At 68.6% G+C, this 24,773-nt stretch carries 26 protein-coding genes; 16 read left to right on the plus strand and 10 right to left on the minus strand.

Features of this window, described 5'->3' with window-relative positions; genetic code table 11:
- Positions 1–91 precede the first annotated feature (91 nt).
- The gene (locus AB0M51_RS40555) at positions 92–298 is read right to left on the minus strand and encodes a DUF6343 family protein (protein WP_344191367.1); all 207 of its coding nucleotides are present in this window, start codon (positions 296–298) and stop codon (positions 92–94) included.
- Between the two features lie 4 nt (positions 299–302).
- On the minus strand, positions 303–974 hold the full coding sequence (locus tag AB0M51_RS40560; RefSeq protein ID WP_344191369.1) for a FadR/GntR family transcriptional regulator: 672 nt from the start codon (positions 972–974) through the stop codon (positions 303–305).
- Positions 975–1,446: 472 nt separating this feature from the next.
- Here AB0M51_RS40560 and AB0M51_RS40565 point away from each other — a divergent pair, with 472 nt between their 5' ends.
- The 3 genes from AB0M51_RS40565 to AB0M51_RS40575 are packed head-to-tail and all read left to right on the plus strand — an operon-like array spanning position 1,447 to position 6,167.
- The gene (locus tag AB0M51_RS40565; RefSeq protein ID WP_344191371.1) at positions 1,447–5,250 is read left to right on the plus strand and encodes a multifunctional oxoglutarate decarboxylase/oxoglutarate dehydrogenase thiamine pyrophosphate-binding subunit/dihydrolipoyllysine-residue succinyltransferase subunit; all 3,804 of its coding nucleotides are present in this window, start codon (positions 1,447–1,449) and stop codon (positions 5,248–5,250) included.
- 1 nt (position 5,251) lies between these two features.
- The gene (locus AB0M51_RS40570; RefSeq protein ID WP_185759093.1) at positions 5,252–5,428 is read left to right on the plus strand and encodes a DUF6104 family protein; all 177 of its coding nucleotides are present in this window, start codon (positions 5,252–5,254) and stop codon (positions 5,426–5,428) included.
- A 13-nt stretch (positions 5,429–5,441) separates the two neighbouring features.
- On the plus strand, positions 5,442–6,167 hold the full coding sequence (locus tag AB0M51_RS40575; RefSeq protein WP_363754083.1) for an AAA family ATPase: 726 nt from the start codon (positions 5,442–5,444) through the stop codon (positions 6,165–6,167).
- On the opposite strand, the gene AB0M51_RS40580 is transcribed toward AB0M51_RS40575, so the two are convergent.
- Positions 6,164–6,514, minus strand: a complete 351-nt coding sequence (locus tag AB0M51_RS40580) for a metalloregulator ArsR/SmtB family transcription factor (RefSeq protein WP_344191384.1) — start codon at positions 6,512–6,514, stop codon at positions 6,164–6,166. The genes AB0M51_RS40575 and AB0M51_RS40580 overlap by 4 nt on opposite strands.
- Before the next feature lie 114 nt (positions 6,515–6,628).
- On the opposite strand from AB0M51_RS40580, the gene AB0M51_RS40585 reads away from it, so the two are divergent.
- On the plus strand, positions 6,629–7,858 hold the full coding sequence (locus tag AB0M51_RS40585) for a sodium:proton exchanger (protein ID WP_344191386.1): 1,230 nt from the start codon (positions 6,629–6,631) through the stop codon (positions 7,856–7,858).
- Between the two features lie 2 nt (positions 7,859–7,860).
- Here AB0M51_RS40585 and AB0M51_RS40590 read toward each other — a convergent pair whose 3' ends face one another.
- The 4 genes from AB0M51_RS40590 to AB0M51_RS40605 all read right to left on the minus strand — a co-directional run bounded on the left by AB0M51_RS40590 (position 7,861) and on the right by AB0M51_RS40605 (position 11,316).
- A complete protein-coding gene (locus AB0M51_RS40590; protein WP_344191388.1) occupies positions 7,861–8,175 on the minus strand; it encodes a WhiB family transcriptional regulator in 315 nt (104 codons plus the stop codon).
- A gap of 86 nt (positions 8,176–8,261) precedes the next feature.
- Positions 8,262–8,768: a GNAT family N-acetyltransferase gene (locus tag AB0M51_RS40595; protein WP_344191390.1), complete on the minus strand. Its 507-nt coding sequence runs from the start codon at positions 8,766–8,768 to the stop codon at positions 8,262–8,264.
- Positions 8,769–9,737, minus strand: a complete 969-nt coding sequence (locus tag AB0M51_RS40600) for a zinc-binding dehydrogenase (protein ID WP_344191392.1) — start codon at positions 9,735–9,737, stop codon at positions 8,769–8,771.
- 364 nt (positions 9,738–10,101) lie between these two features.
- The gene (locus AB0M51_RS40605) at positions 10,102–11,316 is read right to left on the minus strand and encodes an NADP-dependent malic enzyme (RefSeq protein WP_344191394.1); all 1,215 of its coding nucleotides are present in this window, start codon (positions 11,314–11,316) and stop codon (positions 10,102–10,104) included.
- Between the two features lie 201 nt (positions 11,317–11,517).
- Here AB0M51_RS40605 and AB0M51_RS40610 point away from each other — a divergent pair, with 201 nt between their 5' ends.
- The 8 genes from AB0M51_RS40610 (at position 11,518) to AB0M51_RS40645 (ending at position 18,097) form a co-directional block, all read left to right on the plus strand.
- Positions 11,518–12,354 (plus strand): transporter substrate-binding domain-containing protein, encoded by an 837-nt coding sequence (locus AB0M51_RS40610; protein ID WP_344191396.1) that lies wholly within the window; start codon positions 11,518–11,520, stop codon positions 12,352–12,354.
- Positions 12,351–13,166, plus strand: a complete 816-nt coding sequence (locus AB0M51_RS40615) for an amino acid ABC transporter permease (protein ID WP_344191398.1) — start codon at positions 12,351–12,353, stop codon at positions 13,164–13,166. Before AB0M51_RS40610 ends, AB0M51_RS40615 begins: the two co-directional genes overlap by 4 nt.
- Positions 13,166–13,915, plus strand: coding sequence for an amino acid ABC transporter ATP-binding protein (locus AB0M51_RS40620; protein WP_344191400.1), 750 nt, complete (start codon positions 13,166–13,168; stop codon positions 13,913–13,915). Before AB0M51_RS40615 ends, AB0M51_RS40620 begins: the two co-directional genes overlap by 1 nt.
- 186 nt (positions 13,916–14,101) lie before the next feature.
- Complete coding sequence (locus tag AB0M51_RS40625) at positions 14,102–15,019, plus strand: ABC transporter substrate-binding protein (RefSeq protein WP_344191402.1); 918 nt, start codon at positions 14,102–14,104, stop codon at positions 15,017–15,019.
- 8 nt (positions 15,020–15,027) lie between these two features.
- Positions 15,028–15,987 (plus strand): amino acid ABC transporter permease, encoded by a 960-nt coding sequence (locus AB0M51_RS40630; RefSeq protein ID WP_325037423.1) that lies wholly within the window; start codon positions 15,028–15,030, stop codon positions 15,985–15,987.
- The gene (locus AB0M51_RS40635; protein WP_344191407.1) at positions 15,987–16,763 is read left to right on the plus strand and encodes an amino acid ABC transporter ATP-binding protein; all 777 of its coding nucleotides are present in this window, start codon (positions 15,987–15,989) and stop codon (positions 16,761–16,763) included. Before AB0M51_RS40630 ends, AB0M51_RS40635 begins: the two co-directional genes overlap by 1 nt.
- Before the next feature lie 94 nt (positions 16,764–16,857).
- Positions 16,858–17,250, plus strand: coding sequence for an anti-sigma regulatory factor (locus AB0M51_RS40640; protein WP_344191409.1), 393 nt, complete (start codon positions 16,858–16,860; stop codon positions 17,248–17,250).
- Between the two features lie 67 nt (positions 17,251–17,317).
- Positions 17,318–18,097: an RNA polymerase sigma factor SigF gene (locus AB0M51_RS40645; RefSeq protein WP_344191411.1), complete on the plus strand. Its 780-nt coding sequence runs from the start codon at positions 17,318–17,320 to the stop codon at positions 18,095–18,097.
- A 2-nt stretch (positions 18,098–18,099) separates the two neighbouring features.
- Here AB0M51_RS40645 and AB0M51_RS40650 read toward each other — a convergent pair whose 3' ends face one another.
- On the minus strand, positions 18,100–18,432 hold the full coding sequence (locus tag AB0M51_RS40650) for a hypothetical protein (RefSeq protein ID WP_344191413.1): 333 nt from the start codon (positions 18,430–18,432) through the stop codon (positions 18,100–18,102).
- 464 nt (positions 18,433–18,896) lie between these two features.
- On the opposite strand from AB0M51_RS40650, the gene AB0M51_RS40655 reads away from it, so the two are divergent.
- Positions 18,897–19,148 carry a WhiB family transcriptional regulator gene (locus AB0M51_RS40655; protein WP_130383822.1) on the plus strand — a complete coding sequence of 84 codons (252 nt, stop codon included), beginning with the start codon at positions 18,897–18,899 and terminating at the stop codon, positions 19,146–19,148.
- A 72-nt stretch (positions 19,149–19,220) separates the two neighbouring features.
- Here AB0M51_RS40655 and AB0M51_RS40660 read toward each other — a convergent pair whose 3' ends face one another.
- Positions 19,221–20,699 (minus strand): histidine kinase N-terminal domain-containing protein, encoded by a 1,479-nt coding sequence (locus AB0M51_RS40660; RefSeq protein WP_344191415.1) that lies wholly within the window; start codon positions 20,697–20,699, stop codon positions 19,221–19,223.
- Positions 20,700–20,804: 105 nt separating this feature from the next.
- Here AB0M51_RS40660 and AB0M51_RS40665 point away from each other — a divergent pair, with 105 nt between their 5' ends.
- Entirely contained in the window at positions 20,805–21,707 is a 903-nt protein-coding gene (locus AB0M51_RS40665) for a DUF2785 domain-containing protein (protein WP_344191417.1), read from the plus strand.
- Here AB0M51_RS40665 and AB0M51_RS40670 read toward each other — a convergent pair.
- Positions 21,704–22,672 (minus strand): endonuclease/exonuclease/phosphatase family protein, encoded by a 969-nt coding sequence (locus AB0M51_RS40670; protein ID WP_344191419.1) that lies wholly within the window; start codon positions 22,670–22,672, stop codon positions 21,704–21,706. The genes AB0M51_RS40665 and AB0M51_RS40670 overlap by 4 nt on opposite strands.
- An 85-nt stretch (positions 22,673–22,757) precedes the next feature.
- Between AB0M51_RS40670 and AB0M51_RS40675 the strand changes: the two genes are divergently transcribed.
- Together AB0M51_RS40675 and mctP are read left to right on the plus strand one after the other, a co-directional pair.
- Positions 22,758–23,024, plus strand: a complete 267-nt coding sequence (locus AB0M51_RS40675; protein ID WP_344191421.1) for a DUF3311 domain-containing protein — start codon at positions 22,758–22,760, stop codon at positions 23,022–23,024.
- Positions 23,021–24,664, plus strand: a complete 1,644-nt coding sequence (gene mctP / locus AB0M51_RS40680) for a monocarboxylate uptake permease MctP (RefSeq protein WP_363754099.1) — start codon at positions 23,021–23,023, stop codon at positions 24,662–24,664. The genes AB0M51_RS40675 and mctP overlap by 4 nt, the downstream gene beginning before the upstream one ends.
- Positions 24,665–24,773 lie beyond the last annotated feature (109 nt).

Here is a 24,773-nt window from a genome sequence, read left to right on the forward strand (position 1 = left end):
GATCGGCTGCAGAGAGGACCTCAGTTCGACAACTCGAACCCCTGTCGTCGGGAATGTGACTCCTGAAGCTTACGGAGTCCGGCCGGACCGTTCAACCGTTTTCGGAGTGCTTGCGCCAGGCAACCACCACCAGATCCACCAGCGCGACCCCGGTGAGCAGCCCGAACACGATCACCCAACCGAACGGCAACCCGAACCAGACCGCCAGCACGGTCGACGCCGCGAACAGCGCCACCCCGAACGCCGACAGCACGACCCGCAACGTCAACGCGCTACGAGGTGGCGGCGGTTCGTACATGGCCCTAGGGCGCCTTGCGCAGCCAGGTTTCGACGCCGGCGATGTGGGCGGTCATCCAGGCCCGGGCCGCCTCCGCGTCGCCGCTCTCGATCGCGTCCAGGATCGCGGCGTGCTCGGACAGCGTGCGCTCGACCGCCCCGGCCTGGGTGACACCCCGCCAGATCCGGGCCCGCTGGGTGGCACCCGAGACGCCGTCGAGCAGCGAACAGACGACCTGGTTGCCGGTCGCCTCGGCGATCCCGCGGTGGAACTGCAGGTCGTTGGCGACCAGTTCCTCGACCCCGGCGTCCGGCGCGAGATCACTGCACAACAGCCGCAGCCCGGTGACCTGCTCCGGGCTGATCCGGGTCGCGGCCAGCGCGGCGACGCCCGGCTCGAGCAACCGGCGTACCTCGAAGAACTGCAGCACCGAGTCGTCGCGGTGCAGGTCGACCATGAAGCTCAGCGCGTCCAGCAGGTGCGCGGAGTCCAGGCTGGTCACATAGGTCCCGTCGCCGTGCCGGACGTCCAGCACGTTGACCAGCGTGAGCGCCTTGACGGCCTCCCGCAGCGAGTTCCGGGACAGCCCCAGCCGGGCGGCCAGGTCCGCCTCCTTCGGCAGCCGGTCCCCCGGTCCGAGCTCCCCCGAGGTGATCATCCCCTTGATCTTGACGATCGCCTCATCCGTCAGCGCCATCCCCTCAGTATGGCGCCGGCGGTGCCGGCGCCCGAGGGCGGAAGGCCAATCATGCCCAGGTGGACTGATTCGGAGCGTGACGTTGGCCACACTTCTGCACAGTGCTGATCATCACCCGCGGCGAGTGCACAGTTGCATACAGTGGGCAGCCACGCTCACCGGAGCATCCGGACGCGACCGGAAAGGGTGCCGGAAATCCACAACTGCAAGGGGTCTCGGACCCCCGGCCGTCGCTCTCCGCATCCGGCAAAGGTGAGAGGAGGGCGTGTGGCCTGAAACACCTTTGTGGGCAGTGTTTCAGGCGCCGATGGATCGTCCCGCCGACGCCCGACCACTCGACACACTGGTCCGGTGGTCCCCGGCTGTGGAAGTACTCCGCGTGCTATTAGCCTTTGCTTGGGGCACCACCCATAACATCAGCATTAACCAACCCGTGGTACCGGACCCGAAATCGGAAGAGGCGAACTGCCAAGTGGCCACCGAGCCATCAGACACCAATCCCCTAGCAGCCTTCGGTGCGAACGAATGGCTGGTCGACGAGCTGTACGAGAAGTACCAGCAGGACCCGAATTCGGTGGATCCGGCGTGGCACGACTTCTTCAAGACGTACAACCCCGATGGTGCAGCGAAGCCGGTGACGACCACCCCGGCCGACGCTCCCCGACCGGACCCGGTGTCCGACAACAAGACGCCCGAGGCGCCGAGCCGCGGTACGGCGACGTCCGCGCCGGCTTCGAGCGCACCCGCGGCGACCACCGCCGCGACCCAGCCCACCCCGGCCGCTGCGCAGGCCGCCCAGCCGCAGACCCAGCCCGCAGCGAAGCAAGCACCGGCGAAGTCCGGCGCCCCGACCGGAGGCACGGTGAACCAGCCGCCCAGCGCCCAGGCCAAGCCGGCCCCCGCGACCAGCGCGGACTCCGAGCGGCAGATCCTCCGCGGCGCCCCCGCGCGCACCGCGCAGAACATGGAGACCAGCCTCACGGTCCCCACCGCGACGAGCGTCCGCCAGGTGCCGGTCAAGCTGCTGATCGACAACCGGATCGTCATCAACAACCACCTGAAGCGCGCCCGTGGCGGCAAGGTGTCCTTCACCCACCTGATCGGGTGGGCGCTGGTCAAGGCGCTGAAGACGCTGCCGGAGATGAACGCGTCGTACGACGAGACCGACGGCAAGCCGACGCACGTGCAGCCGGCCCACATCAACCTGGGCCTGGCCATCGACATGCAGAAGCCGGACGGCACCCGGCAGCTGCTGGTGCCGTCGATCAAGGCCGCCGAGTCGATGACGTTCGCGGACTTCTGGATGGCCTACGAGGACATCGTCCGCCGGGCCCGGGACAACAAGCTCGCGCTGCCGGACTTCCAGGGCACCACGATCAGCCTGACCAACCCGGGCACCATCGGCACCCAGCACTCGGTGCCGCGGCTGATGACCGGCCAGGGCTGCATCATCGGCGTCGGCGCGATGGAGTACCCGCCGGAGTACCAGGGCGCGGCCGACGAGACGATGGCCAAGCTCGCGGTCAGCAAGGTGATGACGCTGACCTCGACGTACGACCACCGGATCATCCAGGGCGCCCAGTCGGGCGAGTTCCTGCGCCGGATCCACCAGCTGCTGCTCGGCGGCGAGGGCTTCTACGACGAGATCTTCCAGTCGCTGCGGATCCCCTACGAGCCGATCCGCTGGGCCGCCGACCTCCCGCACAGCCACGAGGAGGACATCAGCAAGCAGGCCCGGATCCTGGAGCTGATCCACGCGTTCCGGGTGCGCGGCCACATCATGGCCGACACCGACCCGCTGGAGTACAAGCAGCGCAGCCACCCGGACCTGGACGTCGCCACCCACGGCCTGACGCTCTGGGACCTGGACCGCGAGTTCGCCACCGGCTCGTTCGGCGGCGGCGACCGGCGGTTCATGAAGCTCCGCGAGATCCTCGGCATCCTGCGCGACTCGTACTGCCGGACCACCGGTATCGAGTACATGCACATCCAGGACCCGGAGCAGCGCAAGTGGATCCAGGAGCGGGTCGAGCGCCCGCACACCAAGCCGCCGCGCGAGGAGCAGCTGCGGATCCTGGCCAAGCTGAACGAGGCCGAGGCCTTCGAGACCTTCCTGCAGACCAAGTACGTCGGTCAGCGCCGGTTCTCGCTCGAGGGCGCGGAGACCACCATCCCGCTGCTCGACGAGCTCTGCGAGGAGGCCGCCGGCGCCGGGCTGGACGAGGTCGCGATCGGGATGGCGCACCGCGGCCGGCTGAACGTGCTGGCGAACATCGTCGGCAAGTCGTACGGCCAGATCTTCCGCGAGTTCGAGGGCAACATCGACCCGCGGACCGTGCAGGGCTCCGGCGACGTCAAGTACCACCTGGGCGCGGAGGGCGAGTTCGTCTCCGAGTTCGGCGACAAGATCAAGGTCTCGGTGGCGGCGAACCCGTCGCACCTGGAGACCGTCGACCCGGTGCTCGAGGGCATCGTCCGGGCCAAGCAGGACCTGCTGGACCGCGGCGCGGCCTTCCCGGTGCTGCCGGTGCTCGTCCACGGTGACGCGGCGTTCGCCGGCCAGGGCGTGGTGGCGGAGACGCTGAACCTGTCCCAGCTGCGCGGCTACCGGACCGGCGGCACGATCCACGTGATCGTGAACAACCAGGTCGGCTTCACCACCTCACCGGCCTCGTCCCGCTCGTCGATGTACTCCACCGACGTCGCGCGGATGGTGCAGGCGCCGATCTTCCACGTGAACGGCGACGACCCCGAGGCCTGCATCCGGGTCGCGGACCTCGCGTTCGAGTACCGCCAGGCGTTCAACAAGGACGTCGTCATCGACCTGGTCTGCTACCGCCGCCGCGGTCACAACGAGGGCGACGACCCGAGCTTCACGCAGCCGCTGATGTACGACCTGATCGAGCAGAAGCGCTCGGTCCGGAAGCTGTACACCGAGGCCCTGATCGGTCGTGGCGACATCACGATCGAAGAGGCCGAGCAGGCGATGCAGGACTTCCAGCAGCGCCTCGAGCGGGTGTTCGCCGAGGTCCGGGACGCGAAGAACGAGCCGGAGACGCCGGCGCCGTACGTCACCGTCCCCGTCTACCCGAACAAGCCGGAAGGCCCGGACGCGACCGCGATCAGCCGCGAGGTGCTGAAGAAGATCGCCGACGCGTACACCACGCTGCCGGAGGGCTTCACCGTGCACCCGAAGGTGCAGCCGCAGCTGCAGCGCCGGGCACACGCGATCACCGAAGGCCCGCTGGACTGGGCCAGCGCGGAGATCACCGCGTTCGGTTCGCTGCTGCTCGACGGGCGTCCGGTCCGGCTCGCCGGCCAGGACAGCCGCCGCGGTACGTTCGTCCAGCGGTTCGCGGCGATCATCGACCGGGTGAACGGCCAGGACCACGTCCCACTGCAGCACCTGGACGACGACCAGGCCAGCTTCTTCGTCTACGACTCGCTGCTCAGCGAGTACGCCGCGCTCGGCTTCGAGTACGGGTACTCCGTGGCGCGACCGGAGGCGCTGGTGCTCTGGGAGGCGCAATTCGGCGACTTCGTGAACGGCGCCCAGTCGGTCATCGACGAGTACATCTCGTCCGGTGAGGCGAAGTGGGGCCAGAAGTCCGGTGTCGTGCTGCTGCTGCCGCACGGCTACGAGGGCCAGGGCCCGGACCACACCTCGGCTCGGATCGAGCGGTTCCTGCAGCTGTGCGCCGAGGACGCGATGACCGTCGCGCAGCCGTCGACGCCGGCGTCGTACTTCCACCTGCTCCGCCGGCACACGCTCGGCGAGGAGCACGTCCCGATGATCGTCTTCACGCCGAAGCAGCTGCTCCGGCGCAAGGAGGCGGTGTCGCAGCCGGAGGAGCTGACCCACGGCACCTTCCGGCCGGTGCTCGGCGACGCCGAGGCGGAGGCGAACCCGGCCGCCGTCGAGCGCGTCATCCTGGCCTCGGGCCGGATCGTGTACGACCTGCTCGCCGAGCGGAAGAAGGTCGAGCCGGACAAGATCAGCACCGCGATCCTCCGGGTCGAGCAGCTGTACCCGCTGCCGCACGAGGAGATCGTCGCGGAACTGGCGAAGTTCCCGAACGCGACCGAGATCCGCTGGGTCCAGGACGAGCCGGCGAACCAGGGTCCGTGGCCGTTCATGGCGCTGAACCTGACCGAGCACCTGGGCGGCAAGCCGTTCTACCGGGTGTCCCGGCCGGCGATGTCCGCTCCGGCGGTCGGCTCGCACGGTGTGCACGGCACCGAGCAGGCCACGCTGCTGAAGCAGGCGTTCAGCTGACATGTACTTCACCGACCGCGGGATCGAGGAACTCGAGAAGCGGCGTGGCGAGGAGGACGTCACGCTGGCGTGGGTCGCCGAGCGGCTCCGTGAGTTCGTCGACCTGAACCCCGAGTTCGAGACCCCCGTCGAACGCTTCGCCACCTGGCTCGCCAGGCTGGACGACGAGGACGAGTAGTTAATCTGTGCGAATGCCCTTCGCCACGCAGCCCGTACGACGGGTCGCCGCGGCGGAGGGCGTTCGTGTGTCCGGGGCCTGGCCGCACACGATTCCCGCCGTACGCCAGCTCCTGACCGACGGGCTGGATCTCGACCCGGGGGTGACGTTCCTGGTCGGGGAGAACGGCGCGGGGAAGTCGACGCTGGTCGAGGCGATCGCCGTCGCCTTCGGCCTGTCCCCCGAGGGCGGCTCCACCGGCGCCCGGCTGACCACCCGCGCGACCGAGTCCTCACTGGCCGACGACCTCCAGCTGACCCGCGGGGTCGGCGGCAAACGCGCCGGGTTCTTCCTCCGCGCGGAGACGATGCACGGCTTCTACAGCTACCTCGAACGCAACCCGAAGGAGTCCGGCCCGCCCGAGCCGGTCTTCCACGAGCTCAGCCACGGCGAGAGCTTCCTGACCCTCATCAACGACCGCTTCACCCGCCAGGGTTTCTACTGCCTCGACGAACCCGAGTCAGCCCTCTCGTTCTCCAGCAGCCTCGCCGTCGTCGGCGTCCTCGGCCGCCTCGCCGAGTCCGGCTCCCAGGTCCTCTGCGCCACCCACTCCCCCGTCATCGCCGCCCTCCCCGGCGCCACCATCCTCGAAGTAGGCGACTGGGGCATCCGCCGCACCACCTGGGACGACCTACAACTCGTCCAGAACTGGAAGTCCTACCTCCAGGCCCCCGAGCGGTACCTCCGGCACGTCCTCTAGTCCGTGTGTGGTGGTCGGGTGCGGAGGGGTGGGTCGGGGGCCAGAGAGCCGTCGGGGGCGATGTGTTCGAAGATCTGGTCGACGAGGTTGAGGACGTGGGGGTCGTCGACCGTGTAGATGTGGCGGCGGCCTTCGCGGCGGGCGGTGATGATGCCGGCCAGGCGGAGTTTGCCGAGGTGCTGACTTGCGGTGGCGATGCTCACGCCGACCCGCTCCGCCAGGGTGCCGACGTCGTACTCCCCCTGTGCGGCCAGCGACACGAGGTGCAGCCGGACCGGAGCGGAGAGCATGGCGAAGGTGCCCGCGGCGGATTCGAGCTGCGCCTTCGTCGGATCAGGGTTGGTCATCGCGCAGTCATTGTGACCGGTCGAGCGGTCCGTGGGCAGTCCGGCGTGCCGAGGTGAGCACGGTCTCATACTTTCGCAATTGCGAAACTATCAAAACGGTGGCAGGCTGGAACCATGCTCCGAGCGATCCGCCCCGTGCTGTTGCTGCTCCTGGTGGCGATCCCCGCGGTCGTGCTGCGCCTCACCGGCACCCATCCGCCGGCAGCCGCCTCGATCGCGATCTTCGGCCTCGCCGTGGTCGCCGCGTCGTTCGTGCTCGCCTGGGCCGCCGAGGCCGCGGAGATGGACATCTCGGGCGGCCTGGCGATCGCGCTGCTCGCGGTGATCGCGGTGCTGCCGGAGTACGCGGTGGACCTGTACTTCGCGCACACCGCCGGCTCGAACCCGGACTACGTGCAGTACGCCGCCGCCAACATGACGGGGTCGAACCGCCTGCTCCTCGGCCTCGGCTGGTCGGTCGTCGTACTGATCAGCCTGTACGTCGCCTCGCGGCGCAGCGGGCGCACCGTGAAGTCGCTGGTCCTCGACTCCGGCTACCGCCGCGAGCTGGGCTTCCTCGCGGTCGCCGGCGTGGTCGCGTTCGTGATCCCGGTCACCGGGCAGATCCACCTGGTGCTCGGCGTACTGCTGCTCGCGTTCTTCGCCTTCTACCTGTACCGCGCGGCCACCGCCGGCCACGACGACGAGCCGGACCTGATCGGCCCGGCCGCGACGATCGGGGCCCTGCCGCGGCTGCAGCGCCGGATCCTGGTGACCTCGATGTTCCTGGTCTCCGCCGGGGTGATCCTGGCGGCCGCTGAGCCGTTCGCGGACTCGCTGGTCGCCGGCGGTCAGGCGCTCGGGATCGACCAGTTCCTGCTGGTGCAGTGGCTGGCGCCGCTGGCGTCCGAGGCGCCCGAGTTCATCGTCGCGATCCTGTTCGCGTGGCGCGGCAAGGGCGCGGCGGCGCTCGGCCTGCTGATCTCCGCGAAGGTGAACCAGTGGACCCTGCTGATCGGCAGCCTGCCGATCGCGTACGGCATCGGCGGCGGTGGCGCCGCGCTGCACCTGGACGGACGGCAGGTCGAGGAGTTCCTGCTGACCGCGACGCAGACCCTGCTGGGCATCGCGATCCTGCTGAACCTGCGCTTCCCCCGCTGGGCGGCCTGCACGCTGCTGGGCCTGTTCGCCGTCCAGTTCGCCGTACCAGGCCAGACGGGTCGCTACGTGATCAGCGCGATCTACCTGGTGCTGGCCGTCGGCGCGGCGATCCACAACCGCAAGCAGCTGATCCCCACGATCACCGCCCCGTTCCGCCGTACCGCCGACGTCGCCGAGGCGGATCGCGAGCTCGTCAACGCCTAGCGCTAGCTGGCCTGCTGGTCGCCGAGGATGTCGGGGGTCAGGACCGGCGGGCGGGTACGGCGTTCCTGCGGGCCGGGGCGGCCGCGGCGACGGCCGGAGAGGAACTTCTCGCCGGCGGCGGTGCCGGTGAACTTGGTCCGGCGGGCCCACTCGCGGCACTGATCGATCACCGGGCAGGACGTCAGGCAGATCGCCTGCGCCTTCCGCTGCTCCCACGGGCTGGCCGTCTCGTCGTACGACGGCGCGTGCCCGACACACGCGGCCTTCGTCATCCAGTTGTCGGCCGGGTCAACGATCACCGTCAAAGTAGGCCTCATCAGCTGCTCCTCGTCGCTCGGGCGGTAGGAACAGCCTCACCCCATCGCGTTGCCTCGGTGCGACGCGAATGTTTCAGGCATGAAACTTAGTGACGGACCATGCGGATCTCCTGGAGGTCGAAGTACGGGTCGTACTTCGCGGTGCCGTCGGGTGCGAAGCCGTGGCGCTGGTAGAAGGCGCGCGCCCGGGTGTTGCCCTCGAAGACCCACAGGAACGCTGGCTGCTTGCCCACGGCAACGTCCAGCAGGCGGGTGCCGAGGCCGGTCTTCCAGAACGCCCGGCGGGTGTAGATCGCCTCGAGCTCGAACGCGACCGGCGCATCGTCGTCCCGCCCCGGTCCGGTGCCGATGAAACCGGCGACCCGGTCCTCGACGGGCGCCGACGGGTCCGGGTTCAGCGCGATCCAGCGGGTCCGCCCGGCGCCGAGGTTGGCCTGCCAGCGTTCGGTACGCCGGGCGATGTCCGACGTACGCTCGAGCAGCACGTCAGCCGGCACGAGACCGGCGTACGCCTCCCGCCAGCACAGCAGGTGACACCACGCTCCCGCTTCGGCGTCATCGACCGTCGCGGGCCTGATCTCGGGTTGATGCACTCAGACAGTAAAGACGATCTTGCCGAAGACGTCGCCCGCATTCATCTTCTCGAAGCCGGTCCGGGCGTCGGCCAGCGGGAGGACGGTGTCGATGTGCGGGGCGATCCCGGCGTTCGCCATGAACTGGACCAGCTCGGCGAGCTCGGTGCGGGTGCCCATCGTGGAGCCCTGGACGCGGAGCTGGAGGAAGAAGATCCGGTTCAGCTCGGCCGACTTCGGGGCCTGGCCGCTGGTCGCGCCGGAGATCACCAGCGTGCCGCCCTGCTTGAGCGACTTCAGCGAGTGCGACCAGGTCGCCTGGCCGACGGTCTCCATCACGGCGTCGACCCGCTCCGGCAGCCGCGCACCCGACTCGAACGCGTCGTGCGCGCCGATCTCGAGCGCCTTCGCCCGCTTGCCCTCGTCCCGGCTGGTCGCCCAGACGCGGATCCCGGCGGCCCGCGCGAGCGTGATCAGCGCGGTCGCGACACCGCCTCCCGCGCCCTGCACGAGCACGGTGTCGCCCGGCTTGAGGCCGGACTGGGTGAACAGCATCCGGTACGCCGTCAACCAGGCGGTCGGGAGGCATGCCGCCTGCTCGAAGGACAGGCCGGCGGGCTTCGGTACGACGTTCCGCGCCGGTACGGCGACCTTCTGGGCGAGGGTGCCCTGGTACCGCTCGCTGAGCAGTGACCGCTTCGGGTCGAGCGTCTCGTCGCCCTTCCACGCCGGGTCCGAGACGACCGCATGTACGACGACCTCGTTCCCGTCCGGGTCCACGCCGGCCGCGTCACAGCCGAGGATCATCGGCAGACTCTGCTCGGCCAGCCCGACGCCCTTCAGCGACCACAGGTCGTGATGGTTGAGCGCAGTCGCCCGTACGTCGATCGTCACCCACCCGTCCGGCACGGCCGGCTCGGGGCGCTCCCCCACCTCCAGGGCGGCGACGGGGTTCTCGGCGTCGAACTTGGCAGCGTAGGCAGCAAGCATGCGAACCACCTTAGGCCCCACGACCCCGCCCCTCAGTAACCGACATCACCACCCTCCCCAGCCGAAGGCCAAGGCCTTCGGGGGGTGCCACGAGAGCCTGCCCTCCTGGTTCGAGGGTCGGCGGACGCTCCACCGGACGCGGGCGGCGCACACTCCACCGGACGCCGGTGACGCACACTCCACCGGGCGCGGGTGGCGGACGCTCCACCGGACGTCGGGTGGCAGACGCTCCACCGGACGCCGGGTGACGGACGCTCCACCGGACGCCGGGTGACGGACGCTCCACCGGACGCCGGGTGACGGACGCTCCACCGGAGGCGGGGCCGGACGCCCCGCCGGAGATGGGTGGGGTGGTGGGGGCGGGTTACGGGCGGGCTACGCCGTCCGTCTGGGCGGCGGTGGCTACGGCGGTTGCTACGGCGGGGGCGACGCGGGGGTCGAAGGGGGACGGGATGATGTAGTCCGGGCGGAGGTCCTCGGGCGTGATCAGGTCGGCGAGGGCATTGGCGGCGGCGAGTTTCATGCCTTCGGTGATGCGGGAGGCGTTGGCGTCGAAGGCGCCGCGGAAGATCCCGGGGAAGGCCAGGACGTTGTTGATCTGGTTGGGGAAGTCCGAGCGGCCGGTGGCGACCACCGCGGCGTGCCGGTGGGCGATGTCGGGGTGGACCTCGGGGTTCGGGTTCGCGAGCGCGAAGATCATCGCGCCGGGTGCCATCCGCGCGACGGCCTCCTCGGGCACGGTGCCGCCGGAGACCCCGAGGAACAGGTCGGCACCGGCCAGCGCGTCCACCAGCCGGCCGGACAGCCCGCCGGTGTTGGTGTCGCGGGCGAGCGACAGCTTGACCGGGTTCAGGTCGGAGCGGTCCTCGTGCAGGACTCCCTTGCTGTCGACCACCGCGAGATCGCCGACGCCCGCCTGCAGCAGGATCCGCGCACACGCGACCCCGGCAGCGCCCGCCCCCGAGATCACCACGCGGATCTCGGAGATCGCCTTGCCCGTCACCCTGAGCGCGTTCTGCAGCGCCGCCAGTACGACGACCGCCGTACCGTGCTGGTCGTCGTGGAACACCGGGATGTCGAGCCGCTCCTTCAGCCGGCGCTCGATCTCGAAGCAGCGCGGCGCGGAGATGTCCTCGAGGTTGATGCCGCCGAACGTCGGCGCCATCCGCGCGACCGTCTCGACGAACTCGTCCACGTCCGTGCAGTCCAGCGCGATCGGCACCGAGTCGACGCCGCCGAACTCCTTGAACAGCAGGGCCTTGCCCTCCATCACCGGCAGCGACGCGGCCGGACCGATGTCGCCGAGGCCGAGGACCGCGGTGCCGTCGGTGACGACCGCGACCACGTTGGACTTCCAGGTGTACCGCCGTACCAGCGACGGGTCTTCGGCGATCGCGGTGCAGACCCGCGCGACGCCGGGGGTGTACGCCTTGGAGAGGTCGTCGGCGTCGCGGACGTGGATCGACGACGTGACCTCGATCTTGCCGCCGCGGTGCAGCTCGAACACGGCGTCACCGCCGAACGCGTCGGCAGCAGTCCGGTCAGAGGGAACGGGAGACTCAACAGCTTGGGCGACCATGCGGGGACCCTTCGGGAAATCGAGCGGAACGTGAAGTGGTGGGCGTTCGATGAGGGTGCGTCGAACGGCGCCGTTGCCAGGGGGTCACCCGTCTCCCACGAGTAAACCACAGCACCAACTGGTCTGCTGTGAGGGGCCCCACATCATCCCGGGGTGTGCCAGGATGCGGGGATTCACAACCCCTGTCGAGGAGAATCCGCGATGAACATCGTCCCCACTCTCCGCAAGCGCCGGGCGCAGGCTGTCGCCTCGGTCGCCGTACTCGCGCTCGCGCTCACCGCCTGCGGCGGTTCCGGCAGCGGCGGATCCGACGACAAGGCGAAGGCGGCCGGCATCACACTGGTGAAGCCCGGCAAGCTCACCATCTGCACGCATCTCCCGTACAAGCCTTTCCAGTACAAGGACGGCACCAAGGTCGTCGGCTTCGACGTCGACCTGCTCGACCTGGTCGCCCAGGACCTCGGCGTGCAGTACGACGTGGTCAACATCGAGTGGTCGCAGGTCACCTCGGGCGCCGCCTTCCAGGCGAAGAAGTGCGACATGGGCATGGGCGCGATGACGATCACGCCGGCCCGCCAGGCGGCGATCAGCATCACCGACCCGTACATGGACGCCACCCAGGTGCTGATGGCGAAGAAGGACTCGGGCATCAAGTCGCTGGCCGACCTGCGCGGCAAGAAGCTCGGCGCGCAGGCCGACACCACCGGTAAGGCGTACGCCGACAAGAACGCCCAGGCGAACGGCTACACGGTCATCCCGTTCAACGACCTCGCGCTGCAGGAGAACAACGTGAAGTCGGGCCGGGTCGATGCCGCGATCAACGACAACGGCGTGCTGTACGACTACGTCAAGGACAACCCGGACATGGGCGTGGTCGCCGAGTTCAACACCGGCGAGCAGTACGGGTTCGGCGCGCTCAAGGACGGCAGCGGCCCGAAGCTGGTGGCCAAGTTCAACGAGCTGCTGAAGAAGGCGAAGTCGGACGGCAAGTACAACGAGATCTACAAGAAGTGGTTCGGGGTTGAGCCGAAGAAGTGACTACCCAAACCGTTGACCGAAAGGGACTGAGCCCGCGGCAGCGGGCCCAGCGGTCCCGCTGGATCCAGTACGCGATCCTCGTCGTGCTGATCGTCGCCGCGGTGTTCTCGGCGAACTGGCACCAGATCGCGAGCGTGTTCTTCCGGCCGTCGTTCATCAAGTCGACGTTCGAGAACGGGGTCCTGCTGGCGTTGGTGAAGACGCTCGAGTACACCGCCGGCGCGTTCGTGATCGGCCTCACCGGCGGCACCCTGCTGGCGTTGATGAAGCTCAGCCAGGTGGCGCCGTACCGCTGGATCGCGACGGCGTACATCGAGTTCTTCCGCGGGCTGCCGGCGATCGTGGTGTTCATCGCGTTCAGCCTGCTGCCGCTGGCGTTCCCGGGGCTGACGATTCCCTGGGACCCGTACGGCGTGGTCTGGCTGGCGCTCGGCATCGTCGCGTCGGCGTACATGGCGGAGGTGATCCGGGCCGGCATCCAGGCGGTGCCGAAGGGACAGGTCGAGGCGGCCCGCTCGCTCGGCATGCCGGCCGGGCTGGCGATGCGGAAGATCGTGCTGCCGCAGGCGTTCCGGATCGTGCTGCCGCCGCTGACCAACGACCTGATCCTGCTGGTCAAGGACTCGTCGCTGGTGTTCATGATCGGCGTCGCCGCGGACGGGTACGAACTCACCGGCTTCGGCCGCGACCTGGCGAACACGGACTCGAACCTGACGCCGATCGTGGTCTGCGGCTTCTGCTACCTGGTGATCACCCTGCCGCTGGGCATCCTCGCCCGCCGGCTCGAGGCCCGTACTGCGAGGACCCGCTGATGGCACTGGTGGAAATCAAGAACCTGCACAAGTCGTTCGGCAGCAACCACGTCCTGCGCGGTATCGACTTCACCGTCGAGCAGGGCGAGGTGGTGTGCGTGATCGGCCCGTCCGGGTCCGGCAAGTCCACACTGCTGCGCTGCGTGAACCTGCTGGAGGCGCCCCAGGAGGGACAGGTGATCGTCCGCGGCGAGGACATCACCGACCCCGACTGTCACCTGGACGCGGCCCGGCAGCAGATCGGGATGGTGTTCCAGCAGTTCAACCTGTTCCCGCACCTGTCCGTCCTGGGGAACTGCACCGTTGCCCAACGCACCGTTCTGAAGCGCACCGAGGCGGACGCGGACCGGGTCGCCCGCGCGAACCTGGAGCGGGTCGGGCTGAGCGACAAGATCGACGCGTACCCGGCCCAGTTGTCCGGCGGCCAGCAGCAGCGGGTCGCGATCGCCCGGGCGCTGTCGATGGACCCGGCGCTGATGCTGTTCGACGAGCCGACGTCCGCGCTGGACCCGGAGCTGGTCGGCGACGTGCTGACCGTGATGCGCAAGCTCGCGCTTGACGGGATGACCATGCTGGTCGTCACCCACGAGATGGCGTTCGCCCGCGAGGTCGCGGACCGGGTGGTGTTCATGGACGGCGGCGTGATCGTCGAGCAGGGCCCGCCCGCGGACGTGATCGGCGCCCCGAAGGAGGAGCGCACCCGCACCTTCCTCCGCCGGGTCCTGGATCCGACCCACGTGGAGACCTGAGAGCAAGCTGAGTCACGCTGTGTGTCCGGGTGATCGACGGATACGCAGCGTGGCCCCGGTCAGACCACGCACCAGACTACGAATAGGTCTCTGTTCCGGGTTGGTCCGTGCGTTGTCCGCAGGGCGCTGTGTCAAGATGCGGACACACGGCACCGGGCCGACCGGTGCCCGGTTTTGGAGGACCAGATGTCTGTCCTGCGAAGGACGCTGGTGCTGTCCGGCGTCCTGGTTCTCGCAGCCGCCGGCTGCGGCTCGAACTCACTCGAGAACGGGGGCTCGTCCACGTCGCCGTCGACCGCTCCGTCCAGCGCCCCCTCCAGCGCACCGGCGAGCAACGGCCCGGACCTGAGCGGCTCGCTGCCGCCGAAGATCAAGGCGGCCGGCAAGATCGTCGTCGGCGTCGACGCGACCTACCGGCCGAACGAGTTCCTGCAGGGCGGCAAGACCGTGGTCGGCATGGATGTCGACCTCTTCAACGCCGTGGCGCAGAAGTTCGGGGTCACGGTCGAGTGGCAGCCGGCCACGTTCAGCACGATCATCACCGGCGTGCAGGGTGGCAAGTACGACATGGGAATCTCGTCGTTCACGATCAACGCCGAGCGCAAGAAGCAGGTCAACATGGTCAGCTACTTCAGCGCCGGCACGCTGTGGGCCGTCAAGAAGGGCAACCCGAAGGGCGTGAACGCCGACGACGCGTGCGGCAAGACCATCGGCGTGCAGACCGGTACGACGCAGCAGCAGGACGACCTGCCGGTCCGGCAGAAGAAGTGCAAGGACGCCGGCAAGCCGGCGATCAACGTGCTGCCGCGGGACAAGCAGGATCAGGCGACCGCGGACCTGGCGTCCGGCAAGACCGACGCGATGCTCGCCGACTCCCCGGTCGTGCTGGACGCGATCAAGCAGACCAACGGCCAGCTCGAGCAGCTCGGCCAGATCTACGACGCGGCGCCGTACGGGTACGTGGTCCCGAAGTCGGAGACGGCGTTCGCCCAGGCGCTCGTCAAGGCGCTGCAGGCACTGAACACCGACGGCACCTACAAGTCGGTTCTGCAGAAGTGGAACAACGACTCGGGTGCGATCACCGACTTCGCCGTCAACCCGTGAGCTGAGAGATGAGTACCGAAACCGAAGCCCGGCCGCAGGACGCTCCTCAGCGGCCGGGCGCGATCGAGGCCGTGCCGGTGCGGCATCCCGGCCGCTGGGTCGCGATCGCCGTGATCGCGGTGCTGGCCGCGATGCTGCTGCACCTACTGGTGACGAACAGCGCCTTCGACTGGAAGTTCGTCTTCCAGGCGATGAACCAGCAGCCGGTCATCAACGGCTTCCTGAAGGGCACGCTGCTGGTCACCGCGCTGTCGATGGTCGTCGGGGTCGGCGGCGGCGTACTGCTCGCCGTGATGCGGCTCTCGGACAACCCGATCCTGTCCGGTGTCTCGTGGGTGTTCACCTGGTTCTTCCGGAGCATCCCGCGGTACATCCTGCTGTTCACGATGGGTACGCTCGGGATCCTGTTCCCGAAGGGCATCGCGCTCGGTGTGCCGTTCGACTGGAAGCTGATCGACTGGTTCGGGCTGTCCGGCGACTGGCGGTTCCTGAACCTGGACGCGAACCAGGTGTTCACCGGCCTGGTCGCCGGTGTGATCGGGCTCGGCCTGTCCGAGGCGGCGTACATGGCGGAGATCGCCAGGGCCGGGATCATGAGCGTCGACAAGGGCCAGGCCGAGGCCGCGCAGGCGCTCGGCATGAGCAGTGGCAAGGTGATGCGCCGGGTGGTGCTGCCGCAGGCGATGCGGGTGATCGTGCCGCCGACCGGCAACGAGACCATCGCGATGCTCAAGGACACCTCGCTGCTGGTCGCGGTGCCGGTGATCGGCGAGCTCTTTTACCAACTGCAGTCGATCGGCAGCAACTTCTACAAGACGTTCCCGATCGCGGTGGCGGCGACGCTGTACTACCTGGCGGCGACCAGCGTGCTGATGGTCGGGCAGTACTTCCTGGAGCGGCACTTCGGCCGCGGGTTCGGTACCAAGGCGCCGCGCGCTGCGCGTCCGGCCGGGGCAGGAGGCGCCTGATGCCGCTGGTGCACGCGGTCAACGTGACCAAGTCGTTCCACCACAACGAAGTACTGAAGGGCATCGACCTGGACGTCGAGCGCGGGCAGGTGGTCTGTCTGCTCGGCCCGTCCGGGTCCGGGAAGACCACGTTCCTGCGCTGTATCAACCAGCTCGAGACGATCGACGGCGGCCGGATCTGGGTCGACGACGAGCTGATGGGGTACGCCGACCGGGACGGGAAGCTGTACCGCTTGAAGAACAAGGAGATCGCGGCGCAGCGGCGCGAGATCGGGATGGTGTTCCAGCGGTTCAACCTGTTCCCGCACATGACCGCGCTGGAGAACATCGTCGAGGCGCCCACCCAGGTCCGGGGAGAAGCGAAGAAGGGTGCCCGCGAGCGGGCGATGAAGCTGCTCGACCGGGTCGGCCTGGCGGACCGCTGCAACGCCTACCCGGCGCAGCTGTCGGGCGGTCAGCAGCAGCGGGTGGCGATCGCCCGGGCGCTGGCGATGCAGCCGAAGCTGATGCTGTTCGACGAGCCGACGTCGGCGCTCGACCCGGAACTGGTCGGCGAGGTGCTCGCGGTGATGCGCGAGCTCGCGCTGGACGGGATGACGATGATCGTGGTCACCCACGAGATGTCGTTCGCCCGGGAGGTCGCGGACACCGTGGTGTTCATGGACGGCGGCGTAGTCGTCGAGTCCGGCCCGCCACAAGACGTGATCGGCAACCCGCAACACTCCCGCACGAAGACCTTCCTCACCCGCCTCCGCTCCGAACACGAACACCCGTAGTACTTTTCTCGCCTCGATCGACCCCGTTCGCCGTGCATCAAACCCTTTGAGGTTGGATGATGTACGGCGAGTGGGTCGATACGAGGGAGACGACGTGAGCAGCAGCGCAGGGGCCGCCGAGGTTCGCCTGAGTATCCCGGCGGACAGTGCGTACATCGCCGTGCCGCGGTCGGTGGTGGGTAACCTCGCGGCCCGCAACGACTTCACGCTGGACGCGATCGACGACCTGCGGATCGCGGTCGACGAAGCGTGCGCGCTGCTGCTGCCGCAGTCCGCGGACGGGGAGCTGGAATGCGTGTTCCAGATCGCCCCGCCGCAGCTCACGGTGCGGACGAGCGCCGTCGTGCCGAACGGCTGGCGGCCGGACACCACCTCGTTCGGCTGGACCGTGCTGACCGCTCTGGTGGAGTCGGCTGCCGCCGAGACCATCGACGGCCGGCTGACGATCACCGTGACGGCCACCGCCTCCGCCACGGAGAGCTTGTGAGCGAGCGAACCATGAGCACAGCACCGCTATCGGTCAGGTCTGCGCCGAGCGCCAGCGAGGCGAAGGCGTGACCGACGAGCAGACACAGGAATCGCCTGATCTCCGGACCCGGACCGCGGACCTGTTCCAGCGGATGGCGGCCGGGCCGCGGGATCCGGCGTACCCGGTGGCGCGCGACGGCCTGGTCGCGCTGCACATGCCGCTGGTGGAGCACCTGGCCCGCCGCTTCCGGAACCGCGGCGAGCCGTACGACGACCTGGTCCAGGTGGCGACGATCGGGCTGATCAAGGCGATCGACCGGTTCGACTCGGACCGCGGCGTCGAGTTCTCGACGTACGCGACGCCGACGATCCTCGGCGAGATCAAGCGGTACTTCCGGGACAAGGGCTGGGCGATCCGGGTGCCGCGGCGGCTGCAGGAGCTGCGGCTGTCGCTGACCGCGGCGACCGCCGAGCTGACCCAGGAACTCGGTCGGGCGCCGACGGTGGCCGAGCTGTCCGACCGCCTCGGGCTGTCGCCGGACCTGGTGATCGAGGGCCTGGAGTCCGCGAACGCGTACAACACCTTGTCCCTGGACGCTCCCGATCAGAACGAGACCGACGCCACCACTGTGCTGGACGGGCTCGGCGGCGAGGACGAGGCGCTGGAGAGCGTCGAGTACCGGGAGTCCCTCAAGCCGTTGCTGGCCCAGCTGGACACCCGGGAGAAGCGGATCCTGACGTTGCGGTTCTTCCGCGGGATGACGCAGTCCCAGATCGCCGAGGAGATCGGGATCTCGCAGATGCACGTCTCCCGGCTGCTCGCCCGGACCCTCACCGAACTCCGGACCGGGCTGCTCAAGGAGTAGTGCTACAGGACGTGATCGTTGGAGTCACCAGCGGTCAGGGCGTCGGTCGACGCCTTCTGGAAAACGCACACCAGGATCGCGACAGCGAGTACGGCGAGGCCGGCGGCAACTGCCTTGGAACCGCCGTCCCACAGGCTGTAGGCGATCAGCAGCTGGATCAGCTGCGTGAACACCGTCGGCCCGCGGCTCCAGCGCGCGGCCTTCCAGAGGCCGCGGACCGCGACGAAGACGAGGCCGGCGCCGTACACCAGGAAGAAGCCGGTGGTGGTCAGTCCGAGCACCAGGCGGGAACTGTCGACCGTCAAGGCTTGGGCAATTCCGAGAACGATGAGCACCAGCCCTTCCACAGCGACCACTACCGCCGCTAATTTGAGCGGTCTCGGGACTGCGGCAACTGGGGAGTCGGTCGGCACTTCACCAGCTTAGTGCCGTCGGCCCGGGCGGCACGCGAAACCCCGGCCCCACAGGGATTTGAGGTTCTGCGTAACCAAAAGATGGTTGGAACGGTTACCTGCAGTGAACGGGTACATGCAGACGGGCCGCTTCGTCCGATAACCGGATGAAGAGTGCCGCTGCGTGCCAGTTCGGAGTGTTAAGGAAGCGTTGTGATCGGATCGACAACTCAATAACCCTTGTTTCGATCCCCCAAGATTGGGAACATGGTCTCGTTCGTGAAAGCGTTCACAACGAACGCGGGCACCAAACCCCGTGCCTCACGAACCGACGAGTACAGCACCGCTGATTGGGCACAGACCTACCCGTCAGCATACGTCAACTACTGAGAGAGATGGGATCCGCCATGGATTGGCGCCACCGGGCCGTATGCCTCGACGAGGACCCGGAACTGTTCTTCCCCATCGGCAACACCGGGCCCGCGATCATGCAGATCGAGGAGGCCAAGCAGGTGTGCCGTCGCTGCGACGTGCGTGAGCAGTGCCTGGCGTGGGCGCTGGAAGCCGGCCAGGACCACGGAGTCTGGGGCGGCCTGAGCGAGGACGAGCGTCGTGCGCTGAAGCGCCGCAACGCCCGGCAACGCATTCGCACCGCCTGAGCAAGTCCTCTTCGAGGCCCCGCGGAACGCACCGCGGGGCCTTTGTGTTTCCCCGTTGCGTGGTGAGCACAGTCATTCGCTGACCGGGATGTCCAGCGTGATCTGCGTACCGGGCTTCCCGTCATGCCGGGAGCCGAACTCCAGCGTCCCGTCGAGCTCGCCGATCACCAGCGTGCGGACGATGGACAGGCCGAGATTGCCGGAGAGTTCGCTGTCGAAGTTCGTCGGCAGCCCCTTGCCGTCGTCGAGTACGTCGATGTGCAGCCGGCCGAGCGCCCGCTCGGCGACCAGCTCGATCGTCCCGCTGGCGGCTCCCCCGTCGCGCGCCCCGAACGCGTGCTCCACCGAGTTCTGCATCAGCTCGGTCAGCACCATCGCCAACGGAGTCGCGACTTCGGAGTCCAGCACGCCGAACGACCCGGTACGTCGTGTCTCCACCGCGGTCGCGACCGTCGACACGTCCGCGACCATCGCCCCGACCCGGTCCGCCACGTCGTCGAAGTCCACGTGCTCGTCGAACGACTCGGACAGCGTCTCGTGCACGATCGCGATCGACCCGACCCGGCGGACCGCCTCGGCCAGCGCGTCCTGTCCTTCCGGCACCGTGATCCGGCGGGCCTGCATCCGGAGTAACGCGGCGACCGTCTGCAAGTTGTTCTTGACGCGATGATGAATCTCCCGGATGGTCGCCTCCTTGGTGACCAACTCCCGTTCCCGGCTGCGCAGCTCCGTGACGTCCCGGAGCAGGATCAGCGCCCCCACGTGCTGGCCGTCCGAGCGCAACGGGATCGCCCGCAGGAACAGCGTCGCGTCGGCGTTCTCGATCTCGATCTCCTTGGCCGCCCGGCCGGTGACCACCGATGCGAGCACGTCGTCGACCTTGTGTCCGGAATGCAGCAGCTCCGCGGTGATGTCCTTCAGCCGGGAGCCGACCAGATCGGTAACCAGCCCCATCCGCCGGTACGCCGACAACGCGTTCGGGCTGGCGAACGTCACCATCCCGTGCCGATCGACCCGGATACAGCCGTCACCCACCCGTGGGGTGGTGGACAGCAGCCGTTCGCCGCCGTACGGGAAGATGCCGTCGGTGATCATCCGGGCCAGGTCCGTCGCGCTCTGCAGGTACGCGATCTCCAGCCGGGACGGGGTCCGGACGCCGAGCAGGTTGGTGTTCCGGGCGATCACCGCGATCACCCGGGAGCCGCGCCGTACCGGGATCGTCTCGACCCGGACGGGTACGTCGTCGCGCCACTCGGGGTCGCCCTCGCGGCAGATCCGGCCGCCGTCGTACGCCTGGTCGAGCAGGTGCCGGCGGCCGCGCGGGATGAAGCTGCCGACGATGTCGTCGAGGTACGCGGTGGGCCCGGTCGTGGGACGCATCTGCGCACCGGCCCAGAAGCCCAGCCCCTCGGTGTCCGGGAGCCAGAGCACCAGGTCGGCGAACGACAGGTCGGCGAGCATCTGCCAGTCCGAGACGAGCAGTTGCAGGCGGTCCAGGTCGGCCTGGTCGAGCGTGGTGTGGTTGCGCGCCACATCGGTCAAAGACGGCACGGTCCGATGGTATCGATCGGCTTATACCAGGGTGATCAGTGGTCCGCTCGACAAGTTGGCGTGTGTGGGTGTTGATTGAGCAGCGACAGATGAAAGGATGCTCGGGTGGAGTCGACGTACTGGCAGGACGTGATGGCCGCGGACTACGCGGTACCGCACGACCGTACGCTGACCGATCTCACCGAGGAGCTCGTCCGCGGTCTGGCCAGCACCAACCCGCAGGTCCGGGACGCCCTCGCCTACCCGACGCTCGCCACCTGGCTCGAGCGCGGGGTGTACGACGATCTGCTGCCCGGCTTCGGGGACGGCCTGTGCGCCGGACTGAACTACGGGCTCGGTGAGGACGGTACCGATACGGTCTTCCGCCGCTCGTTCACCGCGCTGACGCTGGCGGAGGTGATCCACCGCGACAACGCCGAGTTCCTGGTGCACGACGAGGTGGTGATGCGCTGGGGCGACCGGCTGGCGACCTGGCTGCTGCGCGAGCGCGACCTGCGCGGCTACGTGCAGGACTGCGGGTGGGCGCATGCCGTTGCCCACGGCGCCGACGCGATCGGTGCGCTGGCGCGGTCCCGGCATTGCGACGCGGGTGTGCTGCGGGCGCTGCTCGACGTACTGGCGGACCGGATCGTCAAGGAGACGCCGTACCGCTGGGTGCACGAGGAGCACGACCGGGTGGCGCACGCGGTGATGACGATCCTGCACCGGAACATGCTGTCCAGTGACGAGCTCGAGCGCTGGCTGAAGCCGATCGCGGCGACCGCGGGGCAGCAGCCGTTGATGCACGAGACGCTCCCGGAGTGGCCGTCGCCGAACGTGTTCAACGCCCGCGGCGTGCTGCACGTCCTGCTCAGCCAGCTCGCGATCGGCGTGAAGGGGTTCCCGATCCCCGGCGACGACGAACTGTTCGGCCGCCCGATCGAGGCCCGCGCGGACCTGCTGCTGATGCTGACCGAAGCAGTGCAGGCCTCGCAGCCGTACATCTACCGGCCCGCGACGACCTCTTAGGGCTTCACCGCGACCGTGGCGACCACGGCGCGATGGTCGGTGCCGTGGATCGGGTACGTCGTGAAGTCCTCGGGCTCGACCTGTCGCGTCACCACGACGTGGTCGATCTGCGTCCGCAGCACGGCGGGCTGGTCGGCCGGCCAGGTGCCCTGTAGCCCGCCGCCGACGGACGGCCCGACGCTGCGGCAGTACCCGCCGAGCGCGGCCCGGAACTCCGCGTGGTCGGCGGTCGCGTTGTAGTCGCCCGCGATCACCGTCGGTGGATCCTGCGAGCACCACTCGCGAACCTTCAGCAGGTCGTGCGCCCAGGTCGTCACGGCGTCCGGGAGCGGCGGGTAGCCGTGGTACGCGATCAGTCGGGCCGCGCCGAGGTTGCCACCCGTCACCACGACGTTCCCGAACGTCGTCCCGGGCTCGGACCTGAACGCGACGTCGCCGAGCGCCGGTGACACCAGCACGCTCGTCGCGCTCGGCGCCGCACCGCTCGGCTGGGCGGTGTATCCCTTGTACTGCTGGTCCTGCAGCAGCGCGCGGATCTGCTCGCGGACGTCGGCCTGTGCCTCCGGCAACGAAACCAGATCGGGCTTCCGGTCACGGATCAACTGGGCCACGTCCGCGGCCCGGGCGCCGCCGCCGAGCACGTTCGCGACCATGATCGTCAGCACCCGCGCCCCGGCCGGCGCCGGCCTCGCGGAGGAGAACTGCCGCGGCGCGGTCAGCGCGGCACCGCTCAACGCCAGTACGCCGATCAGCGCCGACGCGATCCGCCAGCCCCGGCGTACCAGCATCAGCAGGGCCAGCACCAGGACGACCGCCAGGGCCTGCGGGCGGAAGGCGGCGACCTGCGTGAACGGGGTCAGCTCGTCGAGCCCGAACAGTTCCGGAAACAGCGGCAGAGCAACGATGATGAGGAACAGTACGGACAGCACGAGCCGCCGGACGAACCATGCCTTTTCGTTATCCATGCACCTGGCCGATGGTCTGGTCGCTTGTCCGGACGAACGGTAGCGTGCTCCGTTGCGCCTGTGTGTCCCTCCGAGGAGGTTTGCAGTGTCCCGATTGTCCGCGATCAGACCCGCGTACTGGATCTCCGGTGTGCTCCTGGTGGTGGCTATTGTCGTACCACTTCTGGTGCCGACGTACGCCAGGAAGGACCCGCACCTGTGGGGTTTCCCGTTCTTCTACTGGTACCAGCTGCTGTGGGTCTTCCTGTCCGCGATCCTGGTCAGCATCAGTTACCGTCTGCTCCGCGCCGAGGAGCGCCGGCGCCGGGCCGAGCAGGGCCTTGGCGACCCGGACAAGGACGGTGAGCAGTGAACACCAACATCGACTGGGTGCAGCTGATCATCGTCGTGGTGATCTTCGCCGCCGTCACGGCGATGGGCTTCATGGCCGCTCGCTGGCGCAGCGCCGGCCACCTCGAGAGCCTCGACGAATGGGGTCTTGGCGGTCGCGGGTTCGGCACGTTCATCACCTGGTTCCTGCTCGGCGGTGACCTGTACACGGCGTACACGTTCATCGCCGTACCGGCCGCCATGTACGCCACCGGTGCGATCAGCGGGTTCTTCGCGGTGCCGTACACGATCGTGGCGTACCCGATCGTGTTCATCTTCATGGCCCGGTTGTGGTCGGTCTCGCACCGGCACGGGTACGTGACGCCGGCGGACTTCGTGCAGGGACGCTACGGCAGCAAGCTGCTCTCGCTGGCGGTGGCGGTCACCGGCATCCTCGCGCTGATGCCGTACATCGCCTTGCAGCTGGTCGGTATGCAGGCCGTGTTCGAGACGATGGGCCTCGGCGGCAACAACACGCTGGCCAAGGACCTCCCGCTGCTGATCGCGTTCGCCGTACTGGCGGCGTACACGTACTCGTCGGGTCTGCGGGCGCCGGCGATGATCGCGTTCGTCAAGGACTTCCTGATCTACGTGGTGATCCTGGTCGCGATCTTCTACCTGCCGCACGTGCTCGGCGGCTGGGACGGGATCTTCAACGCGGCCCAGGAGAAGATGGCCAAGCCGAACCCGGTGACCGGCAAACCGACCGGGGCGTTCATCCCGGGCGACGCCGGCTACGTGTCCTACTGGACGCTGGGCCTCGGTTCCGCGATGGCGCTGTTCATGTACCCGCACTCGGTGACCGCGGTCCTGTCCACCAAGACGCGGAACGTCGTACGGCGCAACGCAGCGATCCTCCCGGCGTACTCGCTGCTGCTCGGTCTGCTCGCCCTGCTCGGCTTCATGGCGATCAAGGCGAACGTGAACGTGAAGGGCCTGGACGGCCTGGCGAACCCGCAGCTGGCGATCCCCCGGCTGTTCGACCAGGAGTTCCCGTCCTGGTTCGCGGGCATCGCGTTCGCGGCGATCGCGGTCGGCGCGCTGGTACCGGCGGCGATCATGTCGATCGCGGCGGCGAACCTGTTCACCCGGAACATCTACCGCGCCTTCATCAAGCCTTCGGCGACGCCGAAGGAGGAGGCCAAGGTGTCCAAGCTCGCGTCCCTCCTGGTGAAGGTCGGCGCGCTGGTGTTCGTGCTCGGGATGGACAAGACGATCGCGCTGAACCTGCAGTTGCTCGGCGGGATCTGGATCCTGCAGACGTTCCCGGCGATCGTGGTCGGGCTCTACACCCGCTGGTTCCACCGGTACGCGTTGCTGGCCGGCTGGGCGGTGGCGATGGTGTTCGGCACGATCTCGGCGTACAACGTGGTGAACCCGGCGACCAAGAAACACTTCGGCGGATCGCTGGCGAAGATCCCGTTCACGGACACCCAGGCGTACATCGCCCTGACCGCGTTCGTGCTGAACGTGATCGTGGTGATCGTGCTGACGTTCCTGTTCCGGGCCTTGAAGGTCGCCGACGGGCAGGACACCACCCACCCGTCGGACTACACCGCGGACCGGGGCGACCCGGGCGTGGCCGACGTGATCGAGGAAGGGCCGGCGCCGGTCAAGCCCTGAGCCGTTGTCCATGGCGGCGGTCCGGGACTCCCGGGCCGCCGCTACTTCTTGCGGTTAAGTCGACACGCTGCGGGGTCAGCTTGCCCGGTTTCGGGCCGCTGATTCGGCA

Source organism: Kribbella sp. NPDC051137 (genome assembly GCF_040682535.1).
GTDB lineage: Bacteria > Actinomycetota > Actinomycetes > Propionibacteriales > Kribbellaceae > Kribbella > Kribbella karoonensis.